This is a genomic window from Microbacterium testaceum (genome assembly GCF_001476285.1).
GTDB lineage: Bacteria > Actinomycetota > Actinomycetes > Actinomycetales > Microbacteriaceae > Microbacterium > Microbacterium testaceum_B.
This window is the reverse complement of the sequence record NZ_LDRU01000016.1, coordinates 70,854-91,820: the sequence shown is the minus strand read 5'-3', so window position 1 is coordinate 91,820 and position 20,967 is coordinate 70,854. Positions and strand designations below refer to the sequence as shown.

19 protein-coding genes are annotated in these 20,967 nt (G+C 69.6%); 9 read left to right on the top strand and 10 right to left on the bottom strand.

All coding sequences use genetic code 11. The features are described 5' to 3' along the window. Nucleotides 1-37 precede the first annotated feature (37 nt). Both NS283_RS03685 and sdhC read right to left on the bottom strand, forming a co-directional pair. Nucleotides 38-496 (bottom strand): succinate dehydrogenase hydrophobic membrane anchor subunit, encoded by a 459-nt coding sequence (locus NS283_RS03685; RefSeq protein WP_058595520.1) that lies wholly within the window; start codon nt 494-496, stop codon nt 38-40. Then, nucleotides 496-930 carry a succinate dehydrogenase, cytochrome b556 subunit gene (gene sdhC, locus NS283_RS03680; RefSeq protein ID WP_013583715.1) on the bottom strand — a complete coding sequence of 145 codons (435 nt, stop codon included), beginning with the start codon at nt 928-930 and terminating at the stop codon, nt 496-498. Before sdhC ends, NS283_RS03685 begins: the two co-directional genes overlap by 1 nt. Nucleotides 931-1,151: 221 nt before the next feature. Between sdhC and NS283_RS03675 the strand changes: the two genes are divergently transcribed. From NS283_RS03675 to NS283_RS03640, 8 genes are all read left to right on the top strand, one after another. After that, complete coding sequence (locus NS283_RS03675; protein ID WP_058595519.1) at nt 1,152-2,267, top strand: mannose-1-phosphate guanylyltransferase; 1,116 nt, start codon at nt 1,152-1,154, stop codon at nt 2,265-2,267. 197 nt (nt 2,268-2,464) lie between these two features. Continuing rightward, nucleotides 2,465-3,571: a BMP family lipoprotein gene (locus NS283_RS03670; protein WP_241490533.1), complete on the top strand. Its 1,107-nt coding sequence runs from the start codon at nt 2,465-2,467 to the stop codon at nt 3,569-3,571. 161 nt (nt 3,572-3,732) lie between these two features. Beyond that, the gene (locus NS283_RS03665) at nt 3,733-5,253 is read left to right on the top strand and encodes an ABC transporter ATP-binding protein (RefSeq protein WP_058595518.1); all 1,521 of its coding nucleotides are present in this window, start codon (nt 3,733-3,735) and stop codon (nt 5,251-5,253) included. Next, nucleotides 5,250-6,614 (top strand): ABC transporter permease, encoded by a 1,365-nt coding sequence (locus NS283_RS03660; RefSeq protein ID WP_206542535.1) that lies wholly within the window; start codon nt 5,250-5,252, stop codon nt 6,612-6,614. The genes NS283_RS03665 and NS283_RS03660 overlap by 4 nt, the downstream gene beginning before the upstream one ends. Next, nucleotides 6,611-7,903, top strand: a complete 1,293-nt coding sequence (locus NS283_RS03655) for an ABC transporter permease (protein ID WP_058595517.1) — start codon at nt 6,611-6,613, stop codon at nt 7,901-7,903. Before NS283_RS03660 ends, NS283_RS03655 begins: the two co-directional genes overlap by 4 nt. Before the next feature lie 42 nt (nt 7,904-7,945). After that, nucleotides 7,946-8,347 (top strand): cytidine deaminase, encoded by a 402-nt coding sequence (locus NS283_RS03650; RefSeq protein WP_058595516.1) that lies wholly within the window; start codon nt 7,946-7,948, stop codon nt 8,345-8,347. Then, nucleotides 8,344-9,633, top strand: a complete 1,290-nt coding sequence (locus NS283_RS03645; RefSeq protein WP_058595515.1) for a thymidine phosphorylase — start codon at nt 8,344-8,346, stop codon at nt 9,631-9,633. Before NS283_RS03650 ends, NS283_RS03645 begins: the two co-directional genes overlap by 4 nt. 23 nt (nt 9,634-9,656) lie before the next feature. Beyond that, on the top strand, nt 9,657-10,763 hold the full coding sequence (locus NS283_RS03640; RefSeq protein WP_058595545.1) for an adenosine deaminase: 1,107 nt from the start codon (nt 9,657-9,659) through the stop codon (nt 10,761-10,763). Nucleotides 10,764-10,978: 215 nt separating this feature from the next. Here NS283_RS03640 and NS283_RS19175 read toward each other — a convergent pair whose 3' ends face one another. From NS283_RS19175 to NS283_RS03600, 8 genes are all read right to left on the bottom strand, one after another. After that, nucleotides 10,979-11,521 (bottom strand): endonuclease domain-containing protein, encoded by a 543-nt coding sequence (locus NS283_RS19175; RefSeq protein WP_241492181.1) that lies wholly within the window; start codon nt 11,519-11,521, stop codon nt 10,979-10,981. 566 nt (nt 11,522-12,087) lie between these two features. Then, nucleotides 12,088-12,870 carry an alpha/beta hydrolase gene (locus tag NS283_RS03630; RefSeq protein WP_058595513.1) on the bottom strand — a complete coding sequence of 261 codons (783 nt, stop codon included), beginning with the start codon at nt 12,868-12,870 and terminating at the stop codon, nt 12,088-12,090. Between the two features lie 106 nt (nt 12,871-12,976). After that, nucleotides 12,977-14,128, bottom strand: coding sequence for a mannitol-1-phosphate 5-dehydrogenase (locus NS283_RS03625; RefSeq protein WP_058595512.1), 1,152 nt, complete (start codon nt 14,126-14,128; stop codon nt 12,977-12,979). Beyond that, the gene (locus NS283_RS03620; protein ID WP_058595511.1) at nt 14,125-14,562 is read right to left on the bottom strand and encodes a PTS sugar transporter subunit IIA; all 438 of its coding nucleotides are present in this window, start codon (nt 14,560-14,562) and stop codon (nt 14,125-14,127) included. The genes NS283_RS03625 and NS283_RS03620 overlap by 4 nt, the downstream gene beginning before the upstream one ends. Nucleotides 14,563-14,665: 103 nt before the next feature. Next, nucleotides 14,666-16,336: a PTS mannitol transporter subunit IICB gene (locus NS283_RS03615; RefSeq protein ID WP_058595510.1), complete on the bottom strand. Its 1,671-nt coding sequence runs from the start codon at nt 16,334-16,336 to the stop codon at nt 14,666-14,668. Nucleotides 16,337-16,440: 104 nt separating this feature from the next. Next, entirely contained in the window at nt 16,441-18,138 is a 1,698-nt protein-coding gene (gene ptsP / locus NS283_RS03610) for a phosphoenolpyruvate--protein phosphotransferase (protein WP_081317240.1), read from the bottom strand. A gap of 28 nt (nt 18,139-18,166) precedes the next feature. Then, complete coding sequence (locus tag NS283_RS03605; RefSeq protein ID WP_013583700.1) at nt 18,167-18,442, bottom strand: HPr family phosphocarrier protein; 276 nt, start codon at nt 18,440-18,442, stop codon at nt 18,167-18,169. Nucleotides 18,443-18,445: 3 nt separating this feature from the next. Beyond that, nucleotides 18,446-18,793 carry a PTS sugar transporter subunit IIB gene (locus NS283_RS03600; protein WP_058595509.1) on the bottom strand — a complete coding sequence of 116 codons (348 nt, stop codon included), beginning with the start codon at nt 18,791-18,793 and terminating at the stop codon, nt 18,446-18,448. Between the two features lie 168 nt (nt 18,794-18,961). On the opposite strand from NS283_RS03600, the gene NS283_RS03595 reads away from it, so the two are divergent. Continuing rightward, nucleotides 18,962-20,890, top strand: coding sequence for a BglG family transcription antiterminator (locus tag NS283_RS03595; protein WP_193752625.1), 1,929 nt, complete (start codon nt 18,962-18,964; stop codon nt 20,888-20,890). The last annotated feature ends 77 nt before the right edge of the window (nt 20,891-20,967 follow it).

Sequence of the window (20,967 nt, the reverse complement as noted above, 5' to 3'; positions counted from 1 at the left end):
ACCTCTGGTGTCAGGGGAGAGAAGGGATGCCACGGGCTTACGCCGCCTGGCACACGTCCCACAGGGAGCTGCTCTCGGTCACGCCGAGGCAGGGGTCGAAGGTGAAGACCACGAGGGTGCCGAGCAGGATGAGGAACCCGGCCGACAGCCACAGCGACCACACGAGGACCTTGCGGACCGTGGCGTTCGTGACGTAGTCGTTCACGATCGTGCGCATGCCGTTGGCGCCGTGGATGAGGGCCAGCCACAGCATCAGCACGTCCCACCACTGCCAGAACGGCGAGGCGAGCTTGCCGGCGACGAACGCGAAGTCGATCTGGTGGATGCCGTCGCCCGTCATCAGGTTGACGAACAGGTGGCCGAAGATGAGGACGATCAGCAGCACGCCGGAGGCGCGCATGTAGATCCATCCCCACTTCTCGAGGTTGGAGCCCTTCTTGCGCACGCTGGGGGTGCGCGGGGCGGGGATCGTGCTGGCTTCCTGGGCGACGGACATCAGTGGCTCCCGGTGACGGCGCTGAAGACGTTGATGAGGTGGCGCGGGGTGAAGCCGAGCATCGTCACGACCCAGAGGCCGAGCACGCCCCACCAGAGCTGACGCTGGTGACGCGTGGCCCAGGGCCAGAAGTCGACGAGGATGATGCGCAGACCGTTGAAGGCGTGGTACGCGATCGCGCCGACGAGGGCGACCTCGCCGAGGCCCATGATCGGGTTCTTGTAGGTGCCGATCACCGCGTCGTACGCCTCAGGCGACACGCGGATGAGCGCCGTGTCGAGGATGTGCACGAGGAGGAAGAAGAAGATCGCCACACCCGTGATGCGGTGCAGGACCCATGACCACATGCCCTCGCGACCGCGGTACAGCGTTCCGCGTGGCCTCTTCGAGGTGGTCTCTTTCACCGACGGCGTGGCACGTGCTGGTGCTGACACGGTCGTCCTCCCTGATCGAACACGGTGGGGGAGCCGGCAGAGGCCCCAGGCGTCACACGGGCGCGAGGAAATACTACGTCCGAGCTATGAATCGAGGGGATTAGGGCGGCCTAACACTCTCTCGACATCGAGATACTTTCGGCCCTGCTCCGTGGCGCGCGTCACGTGTCCGCACACCGCCCGACAAGGGAGGGAAACACGATGCCACTAGGGTCGGTGCCATGGCAGACCCCGCTATCGACGACTTCTACGCCGTGATCCCCGCCGGGGGGATCGGGAGCAGGCTCTGGCCGCTCTCGCGCGCCGACGCCCCCAAGTTCCTCCACGACCTCACGGGGTCGGGGCAGACGCTGCTGCGCGACACGTGGGACCGCCTCGCTCCGCTGTCGGGAGAGGGCCGCATCGCCGTGGTCACCGGCCGCGCGCACCGCGCCGCCGTGGAGCGCGAGCTCCCGGGCGTCCCCGACCACAACGTCTTCCTCGAGTCCGAGCCCCGGGACTCGTCGGCCGCGATCGGCCTCGCCGCCGCGATCCTCGTGCGCCGCGAGCCCGACGTCATCATCGGCTCGTTCGCGGCCGACCACGTCATCCGCCAGACGCGCCAGTTCGAGTTCGCGGTGCGCCAGGCCGTCGCCGTCGCGCGCGAGGGATACATCTGCACGATCGGCATCCAGCCGAGCGAGGCCTCGGTCGGGTTCGGGTACATCAAGCAGGCCGGCGAACTGATCGTCGACGGTGCCCCCGAGGCCTATATGGTGGAGCGCTTCGTCGAGAAGCCCGACCTCGACACCGCCAAGCAGTACTTCGAAGACCGGGCGTACCTCTGGAACGCGGGCATGTTCATCACCCGCGCGGACGTGCTGCTCGCCGAGCTCGCCGTGAACGAGCCCGAGCTCCATGCCGCGCTGCTCGAACTCGCCGAGGCCTGGGACGATCGAGATCGTCGTGGTCCCGCGGTCGATCGCCTCTGGCCGAGTCTGAAGAAGATCGCCATCGACTACTCGGTCGCCGAACCCGCCGCCGAGAAGGGGCGCCTCGCGGTCATCCCCGGTCACTTCGACTGGGACGACGTGGGCGACTTCGCGAGCCTGTCGAAGCTCAACTCCCACGGACGCAACGAACTGGCGATCCTCGGCGAGGGCGCGCGCGTGCTGGCCGACGCCTCCAGCGGCATCGTCGTCACCCAGACCAAGCGCGTGATCAGCCTCATCGGCGTGCGCGACATCGTCGTGGTCGACACCCCCGACGCCCTCCTGGTCACCACGGCCGAGAACGCCCAGCGCGTCAAGGGTGTCGTCGACGCGCTCAAGCTCACCGGTCGCGGCGACGTCCTGTAAGACACCGGATGCCAGGAGGCCTGGCATCCGGTTCCTCGCTGTGGAGCGCCGTGTGGCGGACGGATCACGCGAGATTGCGTCTTTGTAACCATTGCCGCGCACGGGGCCTCCCGGTGCACAAGCGGATCGTCACAGTGGGTAACGTGACGGGATCGTCCCCCGAACCCGTTGGGGGCCCCCGTCTTGGAGGACCATTCGTGAAGACCACGAAGAAGGCCGTTTTCAGCGGTCTCGCCATGATCGGCACCGCGGTGCTGCTCGCCGGCTGCGGCGCTGCACCCGAGAGCAACGGTTCGTCCGCGGCCGCCGGTGCCAGCGACTACCTGCCCTGCATGGTGTCCGACTCGGGTGGATTCGACGACAAGTCGTTCAACCAGCTCGGCAAGGAGGGCCTCGACGCCGCCGCCTCCGAGCTCGGCTCGAAGAAGCCCATCGAGGTGCAGTCGCAGTCCGAGACCGACTTCGCGTCGAACCTGCAGAACCTCGTCGACCAGGGCTGCAACACGATCATCACCGTCGGCTTCCTGCTGGCTCCCGCCGCTCTCGAATCGGCGAAGGCCAACCCCGACCTGCAGTACGTCTCGATCGACGACACCGTCGACCAGGACTTCGACGGCAAGACCGACGCGCCCAACATCAAGCCCATCATCTTCGACACCGCCCAGGCGGCGTACCTCGCCGGCTACCTGGCCGCGGGCACCTCGAAGACCGGCGTCGTCGGCACCTTCGGCGGCATGAACATCCCGACCGTCACGATCTTCATGGACGGCTTCGCGCAGGGCGTCGAGAAGTACAACGCCGACAACGGCACCTCGGTTCGCGTCGTCGGTTGGGACCGCACCGCGAAGGACGGCTCGTTCACCGGTGGCTTCGAGGCCAACGACACCGCGCGCCAGACCGCGCAGGCTCTGATCGACCAGAACGTCGACGTGCTCCTGCCCGTCGGTGGCCCGATCTACCAGTCGGCCGCTGTCGCCATCCAGGACGCCGGTCGCGAGATCGCCATGGTCGGTGTGGACGCCGACGTGTACGAGACCGACACCGACCCGAACGTCCAGAAGATCCTGCTGACCTCGATCCTCAAGGGAATCGACGTCGGCACCAAGGACGCCATCGTCGCCGCGGGTGAGGGCAACTTCGACACCGCTCCGTTCATCGGCACGCTCGAGAACGACGGCGTGGGCCTCGCGCCTTACCACGACTGGTCCGACCGCGTGTCGTCCGACCTGACCGCGAAGGTCGACGCCCTCAAGGCCGACGTCATCAGCGGCAAGATCAAGGTCGAGTCCTACCTGGCCGGCTGAGAGAACCCACTCTCCGGGGGAGGTCGGCGTCTTGCCGGCCTCCCCTCCTCATGAAGCGGGCGGATCCCGCCCGCTTCGCCAGACTCCGATCCGCCCACAAGGCCGGTCGGTCTCGTCGGATGCCTCCCGCGTCCGATGCCACAGAACTTAGGATCGGGAACATGAAGCTCGAACTCCGCGGGATCACGAAAACCTTCGGATCCCTGGTGGCGAACGATCACATCGACCTCACCGTGGAGGCCGGAGAGATCCACTGCCTGCTCGGCGAGAACGGTGCCGGCAAGTCCACCCTCATGAACGTCCTCTACGGCCTCTATCAGGCCGATGGCGGAGAGATCCTGCTCGACGACGTCGTCCAGCACTTCTCCGGCCCCGGTGACGCCATGCGCGCCGGTATCGGCATGGTGCACCAGCACTTCATGCTCATCCCCGTCTTCACCGTCGCCGAGAACGTCATGCTCGGGCACGAGCCCACCAAGATCGGCGGGCGCCTCGACCTCGCCGCTGCGCGCGCCAAGGTGCGCGAGATCTCGGACCGCTTCGGGTTCGACGTCGACCCCGATGCCCTCGTCGACGACCTCCCCGTCGGCGTGCAGCAGCGTGTCGAGATCATCAAGGCGCTCTCGCGCGATGCCAGGGTGCTGGTCTTCGACGAGCCCACCGCCGTCTTGACGCCGCAGGAGACCGACGAGCTGATGGCCATCATGCGTCAGCTGCGCGACGCGGGCACATCGATCGTCTTCATCACGCACAAGCTGCGCGAGGTGCGCGAGGTCGCCGACCGCATCACGGTCATCCGCCTCGGCAAGGTCGTCGGAGAAGCCGAGCCCAGCGCATCCAACGCCGAACTGGCCTCGCTCATGGTGGGCCGCGCCGTCGAGCTCACGGTTCAGAAAGAGCCACCGACCCTCGGCGAGGTCGGCCTGCGGGTCTCGAACCTCACGGTCGTCGACGCGATCGGTCAGCTCGTCGTCAATGACGTCAGCTTCGACGTCCGTCGCGGCGAGGTCCTCGCGATCGCGGGTGTCCAGGGCAACGGACAGACCGAACTCACCGAGGCGCTGCTGGGTCTGCAGGAGCGCGTCGAAGGGTCCATCGTGCTCGATGGCTCCGAGCTGAACGGCCGGAGCGTGCGCGCCGTGCTCGACGCGGGCGTCGGCTTCGTCCCCGAGGACCGCAAGGAAGACGGTCTCGTGGGGGAGTTCTCCATCGCCGAGAACCTCATGCTCGACCGCGCCGACGGGGCGCCGTTCATCAAGGGCGGAGCGATCCAGCTCTCGACGCTCGCCGACTTCGCTCGCGAGAAGGTGTCGGAGTTCGACGTGCGGACGCCCTCGATCGAGACCCCCGTCGGGCGTCTGTCGGGCGGCAACCAGCAGAAGGTCGTGCTCGCGCGCGAGCTCAGCCGCGACCTGCGGCTCTTCGTGGCGGCGCAGCCCACTCGCGGTGTCGACGTCGGGTCCATCGAGTTCATCCACAAGCGCGTCATCGAGACGCGCGACTCCGGCGTCCCCGTCATCGTCGTCTCGACCGAGCTCGACGAGGTCACGGCCCTGGCCGACCGCATCATGGTCATGTACCGCGGTCGCGTCGTGGGCATCGTCCCCGGAGACACCTCGCGTGACGTGCTCGGCCTCATGATGGCCGGCGAAGCGCCCCAGAACGAAGGAGTCGCCGCGTGAGCGATTCGCGCAGCCCCCACGACCCGACCGCCGCACGCGCGGATCGCGCCGCCGAGGTCGCGGAGGCCGGTCAGGCCGACCTCGCGCTCGAGGGCAACGCCGTCGTCGATCCCGTCTCGGGCGCCCGCAAGGTCGCTCCGGAGCCGACCGCCGATGAGAACCGCTGGCGTCGCGCCTTCCGCGAGATCGCGACGGGCAACGCGATCATCTCGGTCCTCGCGGTGATCCTCGCCCTGATCGTCGGCGCGATCATGATCGCCGCCACCGACGAGAACGTGCAAGCGGCCTCCGCGTATTTCTTCGCGCGTCCCGGCGACACGCTCTCCGCCATCTGGACGTCGGTGTCGGGTGCGTACTCGTCGTTCTTCCAGGGCGCGATCTACAACTTCCGCCGCCCGGAGTTCGCCACCGGCATCCGCCCGCTGACCGAGACGCTCACCTTCGCGACGCCCCTGATCGCGGCGGGTCTCGGTGTCGCCCTGGCGTTCCGCGTCGGTATGTTCAACATCGGTGGCCGCGGCCAGATGCTGGTGGCGGCCGCCGCGGGCGGCTGGGTCGCCTTCGCGTTCGATCTGCCGTGGGGCATCCACATGATCGTCGCTCTCGTCGCGGGTGTCGTCGCCGGTGCGCTGTGGGCCGGGATCGCGGGTGTGCTCAAGGCGCGCACCGGCGCGCACGAGGTGATCGTCACGATCATGCTCAACTACGTCGCGTTCTACATCGTGTACTACCTGCTGCGCACCCCCGGTCTGCTGCAGGCCCCGGGCTCGAACAACCCGACGACGCCGGCGATGAAGGACACGGCGGTGTTCCCCGACCTGCTCGGTTCGGGCTACAACCTCCATTTCGGCTTCATCCTCTCGATCGTCGCCGTCGCGGTGGTGTGGTGGATCCTCGAGCGGTCCTCGCTGGGCTTCCGCTTCCGTGCCGTCGGTCTGAACCCCCACGCCGCACGCGTCGCGGGCATCAACGTCAAGTCGATGTACGTCTACGCGATGCTGATCTCCGGAGCCCTCGTCGGGCTCGCGGGTGTCGACCAGGTGCTCGGGACCGTCACCACCGGCTTCTCGAGCGGCATCGACGCCGGTATCGGCTTCGACGCCATCACCGTGGCGCTGCTCGGCCGCTCCACTCCCGTCGGCGTGTTGGTCGCCGGCATCCTGTTCGGTGCGTTCAAGGCCGGTGGCTTCGCCATGCAGGCCGCCAACGGCGTGCCCGTCGACATCGTCCTCGTCGTGCAGTCGCTGATCGTGCTGTTCATCGCGGCGCCGCCGCTGGTGCGCGCGATCTTCCGCCTGCCGACCCCCGGAGCGCGCCCCTCGAAGGCTCGCGTCGCCAAGAAGAAGGAGGCGGCCCGGTGACCACCACCGCCGCACAGCCCGAGGCCGCCGCGCCCGCGCTCGACAAGGCCGTCGTCGTCGGCTGGAAGGCGCCCATCGTCTACGGCGTGATCACGCTGCTGGCGCTCGTGCTCTTCGTCATCGCCCGCCAGGACGGCGACGCGGTCTTCCGCATCTCCAGCCCCGGCGAGTTCCTCCAGCTGCCCGAGGTCGTGCTCGGCGGCGTCGTCACCGGCATCGTCTGCACGGTGCTGCTCGCCGCGGTCACCGTGGTGAGCGCGCTGATGGTGCGCGCCCGCCGTCGTCCGCCCATCTGGCTCGCCGTCATCTTCGCGCTCGTCTTCATGGTCGGCTTCCTGACGTGGGCTGCCGCGGGTGCCACGACGGCGGTCATCCCGCTCACGGGCCTTCTCGCCGGTGGGCTCAGTCTGTCGGTGCCGCTGATCTTCGGTGCCATGGCCGGCGTGCTGAGCGAGCGCGTGGGTGTGGTCAACATCGCGATCGAGGGTCAGATGCTCGCGGGCGCCTTCACCTCGGCGGTCGTCGCCACCGCGACGGGCAACCCCTTCGTCGGTCTGCTCGCGGCTGCCGTGTCGGGCGTTCTCGTGTCGTTCGTGCTGGCGGCTTTCGCCATCAAGTACTTCGTCGACCAGGTGATCGTCGGTGTCGTGCTGAACGTGCTCGTCGTCGGCCTGACGAGCTTCCTGTTCTCGCAGGTCCTCTCGCCGAACGCCACCACGCTCAACTCGCCGCCGCGCTTCCCGCGCCTGCCCATTCCCGTGCTCGCGGACATCCCGATCATCGGTCCGATGCTCTTCAACCAGACGATCATCGTGTACCTGATGTACGTCACGGTCGCCCTGGTCTACGTCGGCCTCTTCCACACCCGCTGGGGTCTGCGCCTGCGTGCCGTGGGCGAGCACCCGCAGGCCGCCGACACCGTCGGCATCAACATCGCCAAGACCCGCTTCTGGAACGTCTCCCTCGGCGGCGCCATCGCCGGCCTCGGCGGCGCGTTCTTCACGCTCGGCTCCGTCGGCGCGTTCAACAAGGAGATGACGGCCGGTGCCGGTTACATCGCCCTTGCGGCGGTCATCTTCGGCCAGTGGGACCCGATCCGCGCGACGCTCGCGGCTCTGCTCTTCGGCTTCGCGTCGAACCTGCAGAACACCCTCGGCGTCATCGGTTCACCCGTGCCCAGCGAGTTCATGCTGATGCTGCCGTACGTGGTCACGATCTTCGCCGTCGCCGGTCTCGTCGGAAAGGTCCGCGGCCCCGCGGCCGCCGGTAAACCGTACGTCAAGGGCTGACCCAGCCCGCTTTCCCTTCACGAGAGGACCCCCTGCTCCACGATGACCGACATCGATTGGGACGAACTCCGTTCCGCCGCGACGGAAGCCATGCACCGCGCGTACGCGCCCTACTCCCGCTTCAAGGTGGGCGCCGCAGCGCTCGTCGCCGACGGCCGCATCGTCTCGGGGTGCAACGTCGAGAACGCCTCGTACGGCGTGACGCTGTGCGCCGAGTGCGGACTGGTGTCCGAGCTGCACATGTCGGGCGGTGGCCAGTTGGTCGCGTTCGTCTGCGTCGACGGTGAGGGGCGCACGCTCATGCCGTGCGGACGCTGCCGTCAGCTTCTGTTCGAGCACGCGATCCCGGGCATGCTGCTCGAGACCGTCAGTGGCATCCGCACGATCGACGAGGTGCTGCCCGACGCCTTCGGCCCGCGCGACCTCGAGGAGGCGGCGCGATGAGCACCGAGCAGTACGACGCCGTCGACATCATCCGCGCGCAGCGCGACGGGCGGGCGATCACCGAGGGCGAGATTCGCTGGCTGGTCGACGCCTACACGCGTGGCTACGTCATGGACGCGCAGATGTCGGCGTTCACGATGGCGGTCCTGCTGAACGGCCTCGGCCGTGACCAGATCCGTGTGCTCACCGACGCGATGATCGCCTCGGGCGAGCGCATGGACTTCTCCTCCCTCGGCAAGGTCACCGTCGACAAGCACTCCACCGGGGGAGTGGGCGACAAGATCACCCTGCCGCTCGCCCCGCTGGTCGCCGCTTTCGGTGTCGCCGTGCCGCAGCTCTCGGGCCGTGGACTCGGCCACACCGGCGGCACGCTCGACAAACTCGAGTCGATCCCGGGCTGGCGCGCGGCGCTCTCGAACGACGAGATCATGGCCCAGTTGCGCGACGTGGGTGCGGTCATCTGCGCCGCCGGCACGGGGCTGGCCCCCGCCGACAAGAAGCTCTACGCGCTGCGCGACGTCACGGGCACCGTCGAGGCGATCCCGCTGATCGCGTCGAGCATCATGTCGAAGAAGATCGCCGAGGGCACCGACTCGCTCGTGCTCGACGTGAAGTTCGGCTCGGGCGCCTTCATGCAGGACATCGACCGCGCGCGCGAGCTCGCTGAGACGATGGTCGCCCTCGGCACCGACTCGGGCGTGAACACCACGGCCCTGCTCACCGACATGAACACCCCGCTGGGTCTCGCCATCGGCAACGCCAACGAGGTGCGCGAGTCGGTCGAGGTCCTGGCCGGAGGCGGCCCCGCCGACGTCGTCGAGCTGACCGTCGCCCTGGCGCGCGAGATGTTGACGCTCGCCGGCCGGCCCGACGCCGACGTGGAAGCAGCGCTGAAGGACGGCCGCGCGATGGACGTCTGGAACCGCATGATCCGTGCGCAAGACGGAGATCCGGATGCCGCCCTCCCCACGCCGCGCGAGACCCACACGGTCGTCGCCGAGCGCTCCGGCGTCGTCACCCGCGTCGAGGCGCTGCCCTTCGGCATCGGAGCCTGGCGCCTGGGTGCCGGACGCGCGCGCGCCGAGGACGCCGTCGTGCACGCCGCGGGCATCGACCTGCACGTGACCGTGGGACAGTCCGTCACCGCCGGTCAGCCGCTGTTCACCCTGTCGGCCGACGACGGGTCGCGCTTCGAGCGTGCTCTCGGTGCCGTCGAGGGGGCGCTGGAGATCGGCGACACCGCCCCGGCAGCGTCGCCGCTCGTGCGCGAACGGATCACCGCGTAATGGCATCCGGGAAGAAGGGCTCGATGGCATCCGAAGAATTCCGCATCGGGCGGACGAAGATCGCCGATCTGCCCAAGGTCTCTCTGCACGATCACCTCGACGGGGGTCTCCGCCCGCAGACGGTGCTCGAGCTGGCCGACGAGATCGGTCTCGACCTGCCCGCCGACGACGCGAGGGGTCTCGAGGCGTGGTTCTCGGACCACATCGACGGCGGCTCGCTCGAGGACTACCTCGAGAAGTTCTCGGTCACCGTCGGCGTGATGCAGACGCGTGAGGGCCTCGTACGCACGGCGAAGGAGTTCGTCGAGGATCTCGCGGCCGACGGCGTCGTGTACGGCGAGGTCCGGTGGGCTCCGGAACAGCACCTCACCCGCGGCCTCAGCCTCGACGACGTCGTGGACGCCGTGCAGGAGGGTATCGAAGCGGGAGAGGATGCCGCCGACGCCCGCGGTCACGACATCCGCGTCGGCCAGCTGCTCACCGCCATGCGTCACACCGACAACTCGCGCGAGATCGCCGAGCTCGCCGTCGCGTGGCGCGGGCGGGGCGTCGTCGGTTTCGACCTCGCCGGAGCCGAGGACGGGTTCCTCCCGAGCCGTCACCGCGCGGCGTTCGAGTACCTCGCGGAGCAGTTCTTCCCCACGACGGTGCACGCCGGCGAAGGGGCGGGGCTGGCATCCATCCGTTCCGCTCTCATCGACGGACGCGCGCTGCGTCTCGGCCACGGCGTGCGAATCGCCAACGACCTCGACGTCGTCTCGCGCGAGGGTGAGGAGGTGCAGGTCACCTTCGGCGACCTGGCCCGCTGGGTGCGCGACCGCGAGATCACCCTCGAGCTGTCGCCGACGTCGAACCTGCAGTCGGGGGCCGTCACGGCCTGGGGCGACACGATGGACGCCCACCCGTTCGACCTGCTGTACCAGCTCGACTTCTCGGTCACCGTGAACGTCGACAACCGCCTGATGAGCGCGACCACGCTCACCCGCGAGCTGGGGCTGCTGGCGCAGGCGTTCGAGTACGACCTCGACGACCTCGAGGCGTTCCAGCTCAACGCCGCCGCCGGAGCGTTCCTGCCGGTGGAGGAGCGCGAGGAGCTGATCGAGATCATCTCGGAGGGCTTCCAGCGCTGAGTAGCGCCGTTAGAGGCGCGGACCGTTCTCGGTCCGCGCCTCTTCGCGTCCCGCGCTCCGGATCTCGGCTCAGGAAATGCCGCACGTGCCCGCGTGCGGGGCGGGCGAGGCCGTGTTCTTCCGGAGCGCGGGACGCCCGGGGCGAGATCCGGCGCCGATGCGGTGCTGCAGTGCGCTCCGTACTGTGGCGCGCCTGATGCGTCCCGCTCTCCGGATCAGTGGCCCCTCAGACGGCTTCCGCGTGCCTCAACTCGCGGACCACGACCGGATGTGCCGGAGCGCGGGACGGTCGGACCGCGATCCAGAATGCTCTGGAGCTGGAGGCGGACAGCGTCTGGGCGTGAGAGGACGTCCGCCGCGAGGAGACGGACTGTGCAGTAGCCCTGCGCCAGGGCCGCGGAGTCGCGGCGCCGGTCGCGGACGTGAGCCTCCCACTCAGAGTGGAACTGTCGGCTGTCGCACTCCACGATGAGCCACCCGTCGACGAGGAGGTCGACCCTCCCCACTCCACGGATGACGACCTGCAGTTCGGCTCGATGACCGAGTGTGCGCAGGATCAGTCTGACGAGAGTCTCGACTCCTGCTTCGCTACGGGGATCCAGCAGCGTCCGCAGCACCCGGAACGCTCGCGGCAGGCGACGGAAGACCTCGTCGATGCCCTCGACATCAACCACACCGAGGTGCCACGCGCTGTCGAGTGTGGCGATGGCGTGTCGCGCCGGTTGGCACAGGACAGCCTGGGCCAGTGCCTCCACCACCTCGACGGCCAACGAGGCGGAGGGCGCAGACGACGACCGCCAGTGGCAGCGCACGCGGGCCGGCCGGGGTGGCAAACGCGTCGCGTGCCGATCGACCTGTACATGCGGAGCGTCATGCGTGTGGACGAAGACTCCGAGATAAGACAGCAACGAGACACAGTCGACGCGACCGCCCCACCGCCCGGCGTCGATGAAGATGTCCGGAGTGTGGTCGGGCGCGTATCGACCCAGCCGGAGACGGATCAAGCGCCCCTGCCGCACGGCGGTCGCGATTTGTCGTTTCGTCAGGCCCGCCTCTCGCAGGTCACTCGTAGACAGAGCTCGCGGGAGGGGGGACGGGGTCTGCACCCGTCCAGGGTGGTCGGACACCCGGGCGCGTGGACTTCGTTTCGAGAAGACGTGGATCGTTGCGGGCCTGTGCAGGAGGAGTCAGCGCGGAGGTCGTCGCGTGCCGCGCTCCGGACGACTCCTGCCGATCCCCGCATACTCCGACCTCGCCGACGGTATGGAGCGAGGATGTTCCGGAGCGCGGGACCCGCGCGGGCGGCGGCGCGCGGCGCACCCGCCTACGGCTGCGGCAGGAAGCCGGCGAGCTCCTCGGCGATCACACGGTCGACCTCGGCAGGGTCCGCGGTGGGGGTGCCGTCGCCCGGCTGCGGGCCGTACGCACCGAACGACGCGTGTGAGGCGCCGGGGATCTCGACGAAGGTGGCGTTCGCGGGCAGTTCGGCCTTGGCATCCGCGATTTTCTGCGGGGTGCTCAGGCCGTCTTCGGAACCGGACAGGCTGAGTACCGGGATACCGGATGCCGAGAGGTCGTTCGCGCAGTACGAGGCGAACAGCACGAGCGCGTCGGCGTCGGTCGCGAGCTGGCACGCGCGCACCCCGCCCAGGGAATGTCCGCCGACCGCCCACACCGCGACATCCGGTGCGAGATCGGTGAACGTCGAGAGCGGGCGCGGGTCGAAGAACGCGAGGTTCAGCCACGGACGGGTGATGACCACCGTGACGCCGTCATCGACCACCGTGTCGGCGAAGGTCGCGATGTAGCCCTCGGCCTCCACCTTGGCGCCGGGGATGAAGACCAGGCCTTGGCCGGTCGCCCCCGACGTCGGCGAGAGCAGGATGCCTGCACCGGAGTCGGTGATCGTCAGCCCGAGATTCGCCTCGGCTTCGGCCAGCGGGCCCGCCTCGGGACCCATCACGCCGACCTGGCTGTAGATCAGGATGCCGCCGACGAGCAGGACCACGAGCGCGCCCAGGCCAGCGAGGGTCCACCGCAGCCAGCGCCGGCGCCGGCGACGGCGGGGAGCAGGGGCGGAGTCGGCGGGGGTCGCGCGGTCGGTCACGTTTCGAGCGTATCCCCGTGCGCCGGAACGATACCGGCGCTGGACACGACGCCGCCGACGTGGCCCGTGGGCGGCACGTCGGCGGCGATGTCCGAGCGGAGACGCGTCAGGCGCCGATCGCCGCCTGTCGTGCGGCGACGATCTCGACCACGCGGGCGAACAGAGGGTGCGAGGGCTCCAGGCCCGTCACCTCGGAGGTGAACGCCTCGGCATCGAGATCGCGCAGCATGCGCTGCAGGTCGACGGCCTGGACGTCTTCGGCATCCTGGAACTCGAGGGCGGCGGCCATCGCGGCGACGAGGGCGTCGACGGGGAGGCCGCGCTCGACCGCCTCGGCGGCGGGACCGACGAAGCGTTCGTGGCGCGAGAGCTTGCGCAGCGGCTGCCGTCCCACGCGCCACACGGTGTCGGGGAGAGCGGCGTTGCGGAAGCGGCGCAGGATCGTCGCGCGATACTCGCCCTGCACGTCGGCATCGAGCTCGTGCTTCTCGACGAGCAGGGCGCTCGTCTCCTCGAGAGCAGCCTCGACCTTCGCCGCGATAGTCGGGTCGGCCAGGGCGTCGGAGATGCGGTCGACTCCCGCCTGCGCACCGAAGTAGGCCGTGGTGGCGTGGCCGGTGTTGACCGTGAAGAGCTTGCGTTCGATGTACGGCTCGAGGTCGTCGACGAAGTGCGCGCCGGGGATGTGCGGCGGCGTGTCGCCGAACGGCGGACGCTCGATGGCCCACTCGTAGAACGGCTCGACGGTGACGTCGACACCGCCCTGCGCCTGCGCGGGGACGATGCGGTCGACCGCGGTGTTGGCAAAGACGGCTCGGGACGCCAGGGCGTCCCAGGACTCGCCGGCGAGCTCGACCATGTGCTCGCGCAACTGGTCGGTCGCCCCGATCGCGTTCTCGCACGCCATGACCTGCAGGGGAGCGAGCGCCGGGTCGCGCAGGGCGAGGCCGGCGACGATGTGCGGAGCCACGAACTTCAGGATGGTGGGGCCGACGGCCGTGGTCACCACGTCGGCGGTGGCGATCTCGTCGACGAGGGCCTCGGCATCCACCGAGCTGTCGATCGCGCGGAAGTTCGTCACCTCCTTGTCGACGCCGCCCTCGCCCACCTCGTGGACCGTGTACGACGACGCGTCGTTAATGGCGGAGACGAGGGCGGCGGAGACGTCGGAGAACACGAGGTCGTACCCGCCCTCGTGGAGCAGCAGTCCGACGAAGCCGCGCCCGATGTTGCCGGCGCCGAAGTGGACGGCCTTCATGCGTTGACGGACCCGGAGAGCGCCTCGAACAGTTCCTCGGGCGACGAGGCCGCCTTCAAACGCGCGACGTCGTCTTCCTCCGAGAAGAGGATCGCGATCTGCGACAGGATCTCGAGGTGCTCGTCGCCCTTGCCGGCGATGCCGATCACGAAGGTGACGGGCTCTCCGCCCCAGTCGACACCGCCGTCGTAGCGGACGACCGAGAGGCCCGACTCGAGGATCGCCTGCTTGGTCTCGTTCGTGCCGTGGGGGATGGCGAGCTCGTTGCCCATGTAGGTCGACACGGTCTCCTCGCGTGCCTGCATGGCCGCGAAATACTCAGCGGTGACGGCACCGGTGGCCTGGAGCAGGTCGGCCGCTTCCTTCATCGCCTCCTCGCGGGTGGTGCTTCCGGGGTGGATGCGGACGGATTCGATGCGGAGGACGTTCGACATGGGTTCTCGCCTTTCTCGTCGTGCTGTCCAGCCTCGCAAACCGCGGGCCGGACGGGAAGACGGAGGGGCCGGGGTTGTGCCCCAGCCCCTCCGTGCTAGGGGATTACTTCGCCTGGTGCTGCGAGCGGACCATTTCGACGACCTCGTCGTACTTCGGCGAGTTCATGAAGTTGTCCACCGACACGTGCACCGCGTCGGGCGACTGCGCCTTGGCGCGGTCGGTGAGCTGGTTCTGCGTGATGATCAGATCGGCCGAGCCGTCGAGGTTCGCGATCGCCTGGTTGGTGACCGTGACGCCCTCGATGCCGGCCTTCTTGATCTTGTTGCGCAGGACGCTCGCGCCCATCGCCGAGGAGCCCATGCCGGCGTCGCAGGCGAACACGATGGTGTTCAGCTGCTTGGTGGCCACGCCGCCTTCGAGCCCGCCCAGGGCGCCGTCGACGTCGCTCTCGGCGGCGTCGGTCGTGCCTGCGCCCGTGGTGCCGGCCGCACGAGTGCGCAGGGCGCCGAGGGTCGCGGACTCCTTGCCCTTGTTCGCGGCGGTCTGGTCGATGGCCGCGGCGAAGCTGTCGCCCTCGGCCTCCTGGTCGCGCTTGCGCGAGGCGCGGAGGATGATGCCGGCGATGAGGAACGTGACGACCGCCGCGACGACCACCGAGAGGTAGACCACCAGGACGTTGCCCACGCCGCCACCGGCGGCCGCGGCCGTCACGGCGATGATGCTGCCGGGCGCGGCCGGGAAGGCGAGGCCACCACCGAAGATCATGTTCACGGCCACACCCGAGGCGCCACCGGCGATGAGGGCCAGGATCGTCATGGGCTTGGCGAGCGCGTACGGGAAGTAGATCTCGTGGATGCCACCGAAGAACTGGATGACGATGGCGCCCGGGGCCGAGGCCTTGGCCGCGCCGATCCCGAAGAAGGTGAAGGCGAGGAGCAGACCCAGGCCGGGGCCGGGGTTCGCCTCGATCAGGAACAGGATCGACTTGCCCGATTCGGCAGCCTGTTCGATGCCCAGCGGGGTGAACACGCCGTGGTTGATGGCGTTGTTGAGGAACAGCACCTTGGCCGGCTCGACGATGATCGAGAGGACCGGCAGCAGGTTGAACTGCACGAGGAACGCGACGATGCTGCCGAGGACCGCGCTGATGCCGAGGAAGACGGGACCGAAGGCGAAGAAGCCGACGATCGCGAGGACCATGCCGAGGATGCCGGCGGAGAAGTTGTTCACGAGCATCTCGAAGCCGGGGCGGATCTTGCCGTCCCAAAGCTTGTCCATCTGCTTGGTGATCCAGGCCGCGAGCGGGCCCATGATCATCGCACCGAGGAACATCGGGATGTTGGTGCCCACGATCACGCCCATCACGGCGATGGTCGCGACCACGCCACCGCGCGCGCCGTAGACGATGCGTCCGCCGGTGTTGGCGATGAGCAGGGGCAGCAGGTAGGTGATCATCACGCTGACCAGGCCGACGTAGCCCTGGTAGGTGCTGCCGTCCTCGTTCGCGGTGAGGGCGGTCATGGCGCCGGGCCAGTTGATGGTCGCGGCGTTTCCGCCGCCGCCGAGGATCTCCGCGACGGGAGCCCAGTGCCAGGCCTCGCCGAACGGGCTCTTCGCCCCGAAGAAACCGGCGGGGATGAAGAGCATCGTGATGAAGCCCCATGCGATGAACGCCGCGATGTTCGGCATGATCATGCCGGAGAGGAACGTTCCGAATCGCTGAACCGCGATCCTTGCCCCTCCCGGCTTCTTGGCGGGTGACGTCGTCGTCATTGCTGTGTCTCCTTGGTGTGGTGCACGGCGGGGGCCGCGCTGTTGGGGGATGACGGCTCGCGCCGTGGTGCAGGTGGGGGCGGCTGTCACCGCCCCCGGGTGGTTCACGAGGCCGCGGGAACGGCCTCACGGGTCGAGGAAGCGGCCTGGGCAGCTTCGCGGGCGGATGCCGCGTCGTCGGCGGACAGGGCGGCCTCGGCGATGCGCAGGGCATCGTCGAGGGTGTGGCTGAGGAGGGTGGCGCGAACGTCCGCGAGCGCGGTGGGGGCCATCGACAGCGTGGTCGCACCGAGCCCGACGAGGACGACGGCGAGCAGCGGGTCGGCCGCCGCCTCCCCGCAGATGCCGACGGGCTTGCCGTTCACGCGGCCCGCCGCGCCGACCTCGCGGATGAGGCGGAGGACGGCCGGATGCCACGGGTCCTGGAACGACGCGACCGAACCGAGCAGCCGGTCGGCGGCGAGCGTGTACTGCGTGAGGTCGTTGGTCCCGATCGAGACGAAGTCCGCGATCTGGAGGATGCGGTCCGCCATCAGCGCGGACGAGGGGACCTCGACCATGACGCCCGTGGTCTTCAGGCCGTAGTCGCGGGCCAGCTCGGTGAAGTAGCGGGTCTCCTCGACGGTGGACACCATGGGGGCCATGACCCACAGGTCGGCCGGTCCGGCCTCGGTCTTGCGGGTCGCGGCATCCGCCTCCGCCAGTGCGGTCAGCTGCTCACGGAGGATGTCCTCGCTCGCGCGGAGGGCGCGCAGGCCGCGGAGGCCCAGGGCCGGGTTCTCCTCGTGTGCGTCGTTGAGGAAGGGCAGCGGCTTGTCGGCGCCGGCGTCGAGCATGCGCACGACGACCTTCTTGCCGGGGAAGGCGCTGAGTAGCTCGGTGTACGCGGCGCGCTGCTCCTCGACGGTCGGGGCCGAGCTGGAGCTGAGGAAGAGGAACTCGGTGCGGAACAAGCCGACGCCCTCGGCCCCCAGCTCGACGGCCTCGGCGGCGCCGCCCGGCTTTCCGAGGTTGGCGAGCAGCGGCACCTTCGTACCGTCGGCCAGGGCACCGTCGGTGATCGGAGCCGAGGCCGCGGCCGCGCGTGCGTCGGCGCGGTTCTGCGCACGTGCCAGGTCGTCGTCGCTCGGGTCGACCGTGACGACGCCGGCGGCGGCGTCCACGATCACGGACTGTCCGTCGACGAGGTCCTTCGCACCTGCGGCGCCGACCACCGCGACGATCGACTTCTCGCGGGCGAGGATCGCGGTGTGCGAGGTGGGGCCGCCCTCGGTCGTGACCAGCGCCAGCACCTTGTCGAGGTCGAGCAGGGCGGTGTCGGCGGGGGCGAGGTCCTTCGCGACGAGCACGAACGGGTGGCCGGGATCGGGGATGCCGGGTGCCGCGACGCCGCGCAGGCGCGCGATGACGCGCTGGGCGACGTCGTCGAGGTCGGCGGCGCGCTCGCCGAGGTAGCCGCCGAGGGCGACGAGCTGCTCACGGAACGAGGCGAAGGCGTCGTGCACGGCGAACTCGCCGGTCTTGCCGGCGGCGAGACGGCTGTCGACCTCGGCTTCGAGGGTCGGGTCCTCGGCGATCATCGCCTGCGCCTCGAGCACGTCGCGGGCGGCGCCGCCCGCCTGCGCCCCGCGGGCCTCGAGCTCGCGCGCGACGGCGCCGATGGCCTCGCGCACGCGCGCGGTCTCGTCCTCGACGCTCAGCTCGCTCTTCGCGTCCTTCGGGGCGGGCAGGGGCTCCGCCATACGCGCGATGGGTCCCTGGGCGACGCCCAGTCCGATTCCGACTCCACGGAGTTCCGTCATGGTGCTGTTCTTCCTTTGCTGGGCGTCTTTACGCGGCGTCGTGGTCGGTGGTCAGCAGTTCGCTGAGGCGGTCGATGGTGGCCTCGGCGGTGTCGCCGTCGGCGGTGAGGGTGACGTAGTCGCCGTACTCCAGGCCCAGCGCGATGATGCCGAGGATGCTCGCGGCGTTCACCGGCGACCCCGCGTCCTTGGCGATGGTCACGGGGATGCCGGACTCCTTCGCCGCCTGGGCGAAGAGTTTGGCGGGGCGGGCGTGGAGGCCGTGCGACGATCCGATGCGGACCGTCCGGGTGAGGCGGGGCATGCGTCACTCCTTCTCGTGGGTCAGAAGCGGTCGGGCGCTGAGCGTTCCCTGGGCGAGCGAGCCCTGGACGAGCGCGAGCGTGCGGCTGCCGTCGAGGTCGGTGAAGACGTCGGGGGGCAGCAGCACCACGTGGACGCCTCGCGTCGCGGCATCCCGTCCAATTCCGTCGAGATCCGCTTCGAGGTGCGGACCGACGAGGACGATGTCGCACGCATCGAGGTCGATCGGGAGCGAACGCAGCGTTCCCGCGGAGGCGGCGTAGTCGAGGCCGCGCTCATGGGCCGCGCGGCGTACCCGCTGCGCGACGAACGTGCTGGACGCACCCGCACCACAGACCACCAGGATCCTCATCGAACCCGCCTCCTTACCTCTCGATTGTCCGGAAGCCGCTCCCAGCGGACAACCAGGTTCGTTTCCCACCCCCCGGAACGTGGATGCCGGTCGCCCGCGCCGCCACCCGGGTCGCGTGGTTGGATGGAGGGAGCGCTGCCATACCGGTCGCGGCGCGGAGGACGGATCGTGACGACGAAAGCTCGCCAAGACCGCCTGCTGGCCCTGTTGCTGCGCGACGGGGAGTGGTCGACGGCTGCGTCCCTGGCGGACGCCCTCGGGGTGACCCCGCGCAGCGTTCGCTCCTACGTGACCGCGATCAACGCCCGCGTCGGGGGCGTGAGCGCGATCGAGTCGGGACCCCTCGGCTACCGGGCCGGCAGCGACGCCGCCGTCGCGCTGCGGGCGAACGGGGGATCGGATGCCGGGACCCCCCGCGATCGCCTCCACACCCTGGTGCGGCGCCTCCTGGACTCGGCCGACGGCATCGACGTCTTCGAGACGGCCGACGCCCTGCACGTCAGCGCGGCCACGCTCGAAGCGGATCTCTCCCGCGTCCGGGGACTGCTCGGCGGGACCGAGCTGACGCTCGAGCGCTCGGCATCCCTCGCACGTCTCCGCGGGACCGAGGTCGCGCAGCGCCGCCTGCTGTCGAAGCTCGCGCACGACGAGATGGATGCCGGGCACTTCGACCTCGACGCGCTGCGGCGAACGCTCGGCGAGAGGTCGGTCGGCGCCCGGGCCTTCGGTCCCTTCAAGGCCGAGCTGGTCGCCGAGCTCGGCGCCCTGGGCTACTTCGTGAACGAGATCGGCATCGGCGACGTCGTCATGCACATCGCGATCGCCGCGGACAGGACCACCCGCGATCGCGCCCTCGGGTCGACCGGTGCGGACGTGTCGGATGCCACGGCTGCGGTCGCGGACCTGTTGGACCGTCTGACCCTCAAGCACATCGGGGTGCAGCTCGGGCAGGGAGACCTCCGTCATCTCGCGACCCTGGTGCTCACGCGGATCGTCGCTCCGGGCGCCCCCGCGGCCGACGACGTGCGTTCCCGCCTGTCGCCCGAGGTCGAGGCCGCCGTTCGCGCGGTCGTCGAGGCGGCGGCATCCCAGTTCCTCGTCGACATCGCGCACGAGGACTTCATCCTGCGCCTCGCGCTGCACGTGCAGAACCTGCTGCACCGCTCTCGTGAGCAGGCGTGGTCGCGCAACCCCCTGACGCGGTCGCTGAAGTCGACGTACCCGATGATCTTCGAGGTGGCGGTGTACATCGCGACCGGACTGCAGGATTCGCTGGGCATCCCGATCCTCGATGATGAGATCGCCTACGTCGCGATGCATGTCGGCGGGCGTCTCGAGCGCAGCCGCCGCGCCGATCAGCTCCTCACCGCGACGATCGTGTGCCCGGGGTACTACGAACTGCACGAGCTGCTGCGCTCCAGCGTCGACCGTTCGCTCGGGCAGGCGATCGAGGTCGTCGGCGTCGAGACGCGCATCGATCCCGTCTGGGAGGGCATCGACACCGACCTGGTGCTCACGACGATCGACCCTCCCCGCACCGGCGACCGGTTCGTCCGCATCCAGCCGTTCCTCACCGACACCGATGTCGAGCGCGTGCAGGCCGCTGCCGGGCGCGTGCGGCGGGGGAGGCGACTGGCGCGTCTGCGTGCCGAGCTGGAGCGCTACTTCTCTCCCGACGCGTTCGTGCGCGGTCTCGACGGCGCCGAGGGGGAGGCGGGCGTCATCCGGGACCTGGGCGCGCTGCTGACGAACCAAGGGGTCATCGACGACGACTACGTCACCCGGGCCGTCGAGCGGGAGGCCATCTCGTCGACGGCGTTCACCGACGCCCTCGCGGTGCCCCACGCGATGGGGATGACGGCGACCCAGACACGGATCGCGATCGGCATCGCCGACCCCTCGATCGCGTGGGGCGAGGGTCGCGTGCAGGTCGTGGCCCTCGTGGCGTTCAGCGAGGCCGACCGCGAGGCGTTCCAGACGGTGTTCGAGCAGTTCGTCGAGGTGTTCAGCGAGCGCGAGAGCGTGCAGCGCATCGTGCGACGCGGCACGGACTTCACGGCGTTCCTCGACGAGCTGGTCGCGGTGATCGACGGCTGACGCCCGCGTGACCCGTCGGTGCGCCGCGCCGATCCGCCCGACGGTGCGTTCCCGCCCATGGCGGATGCGCCTTCGGG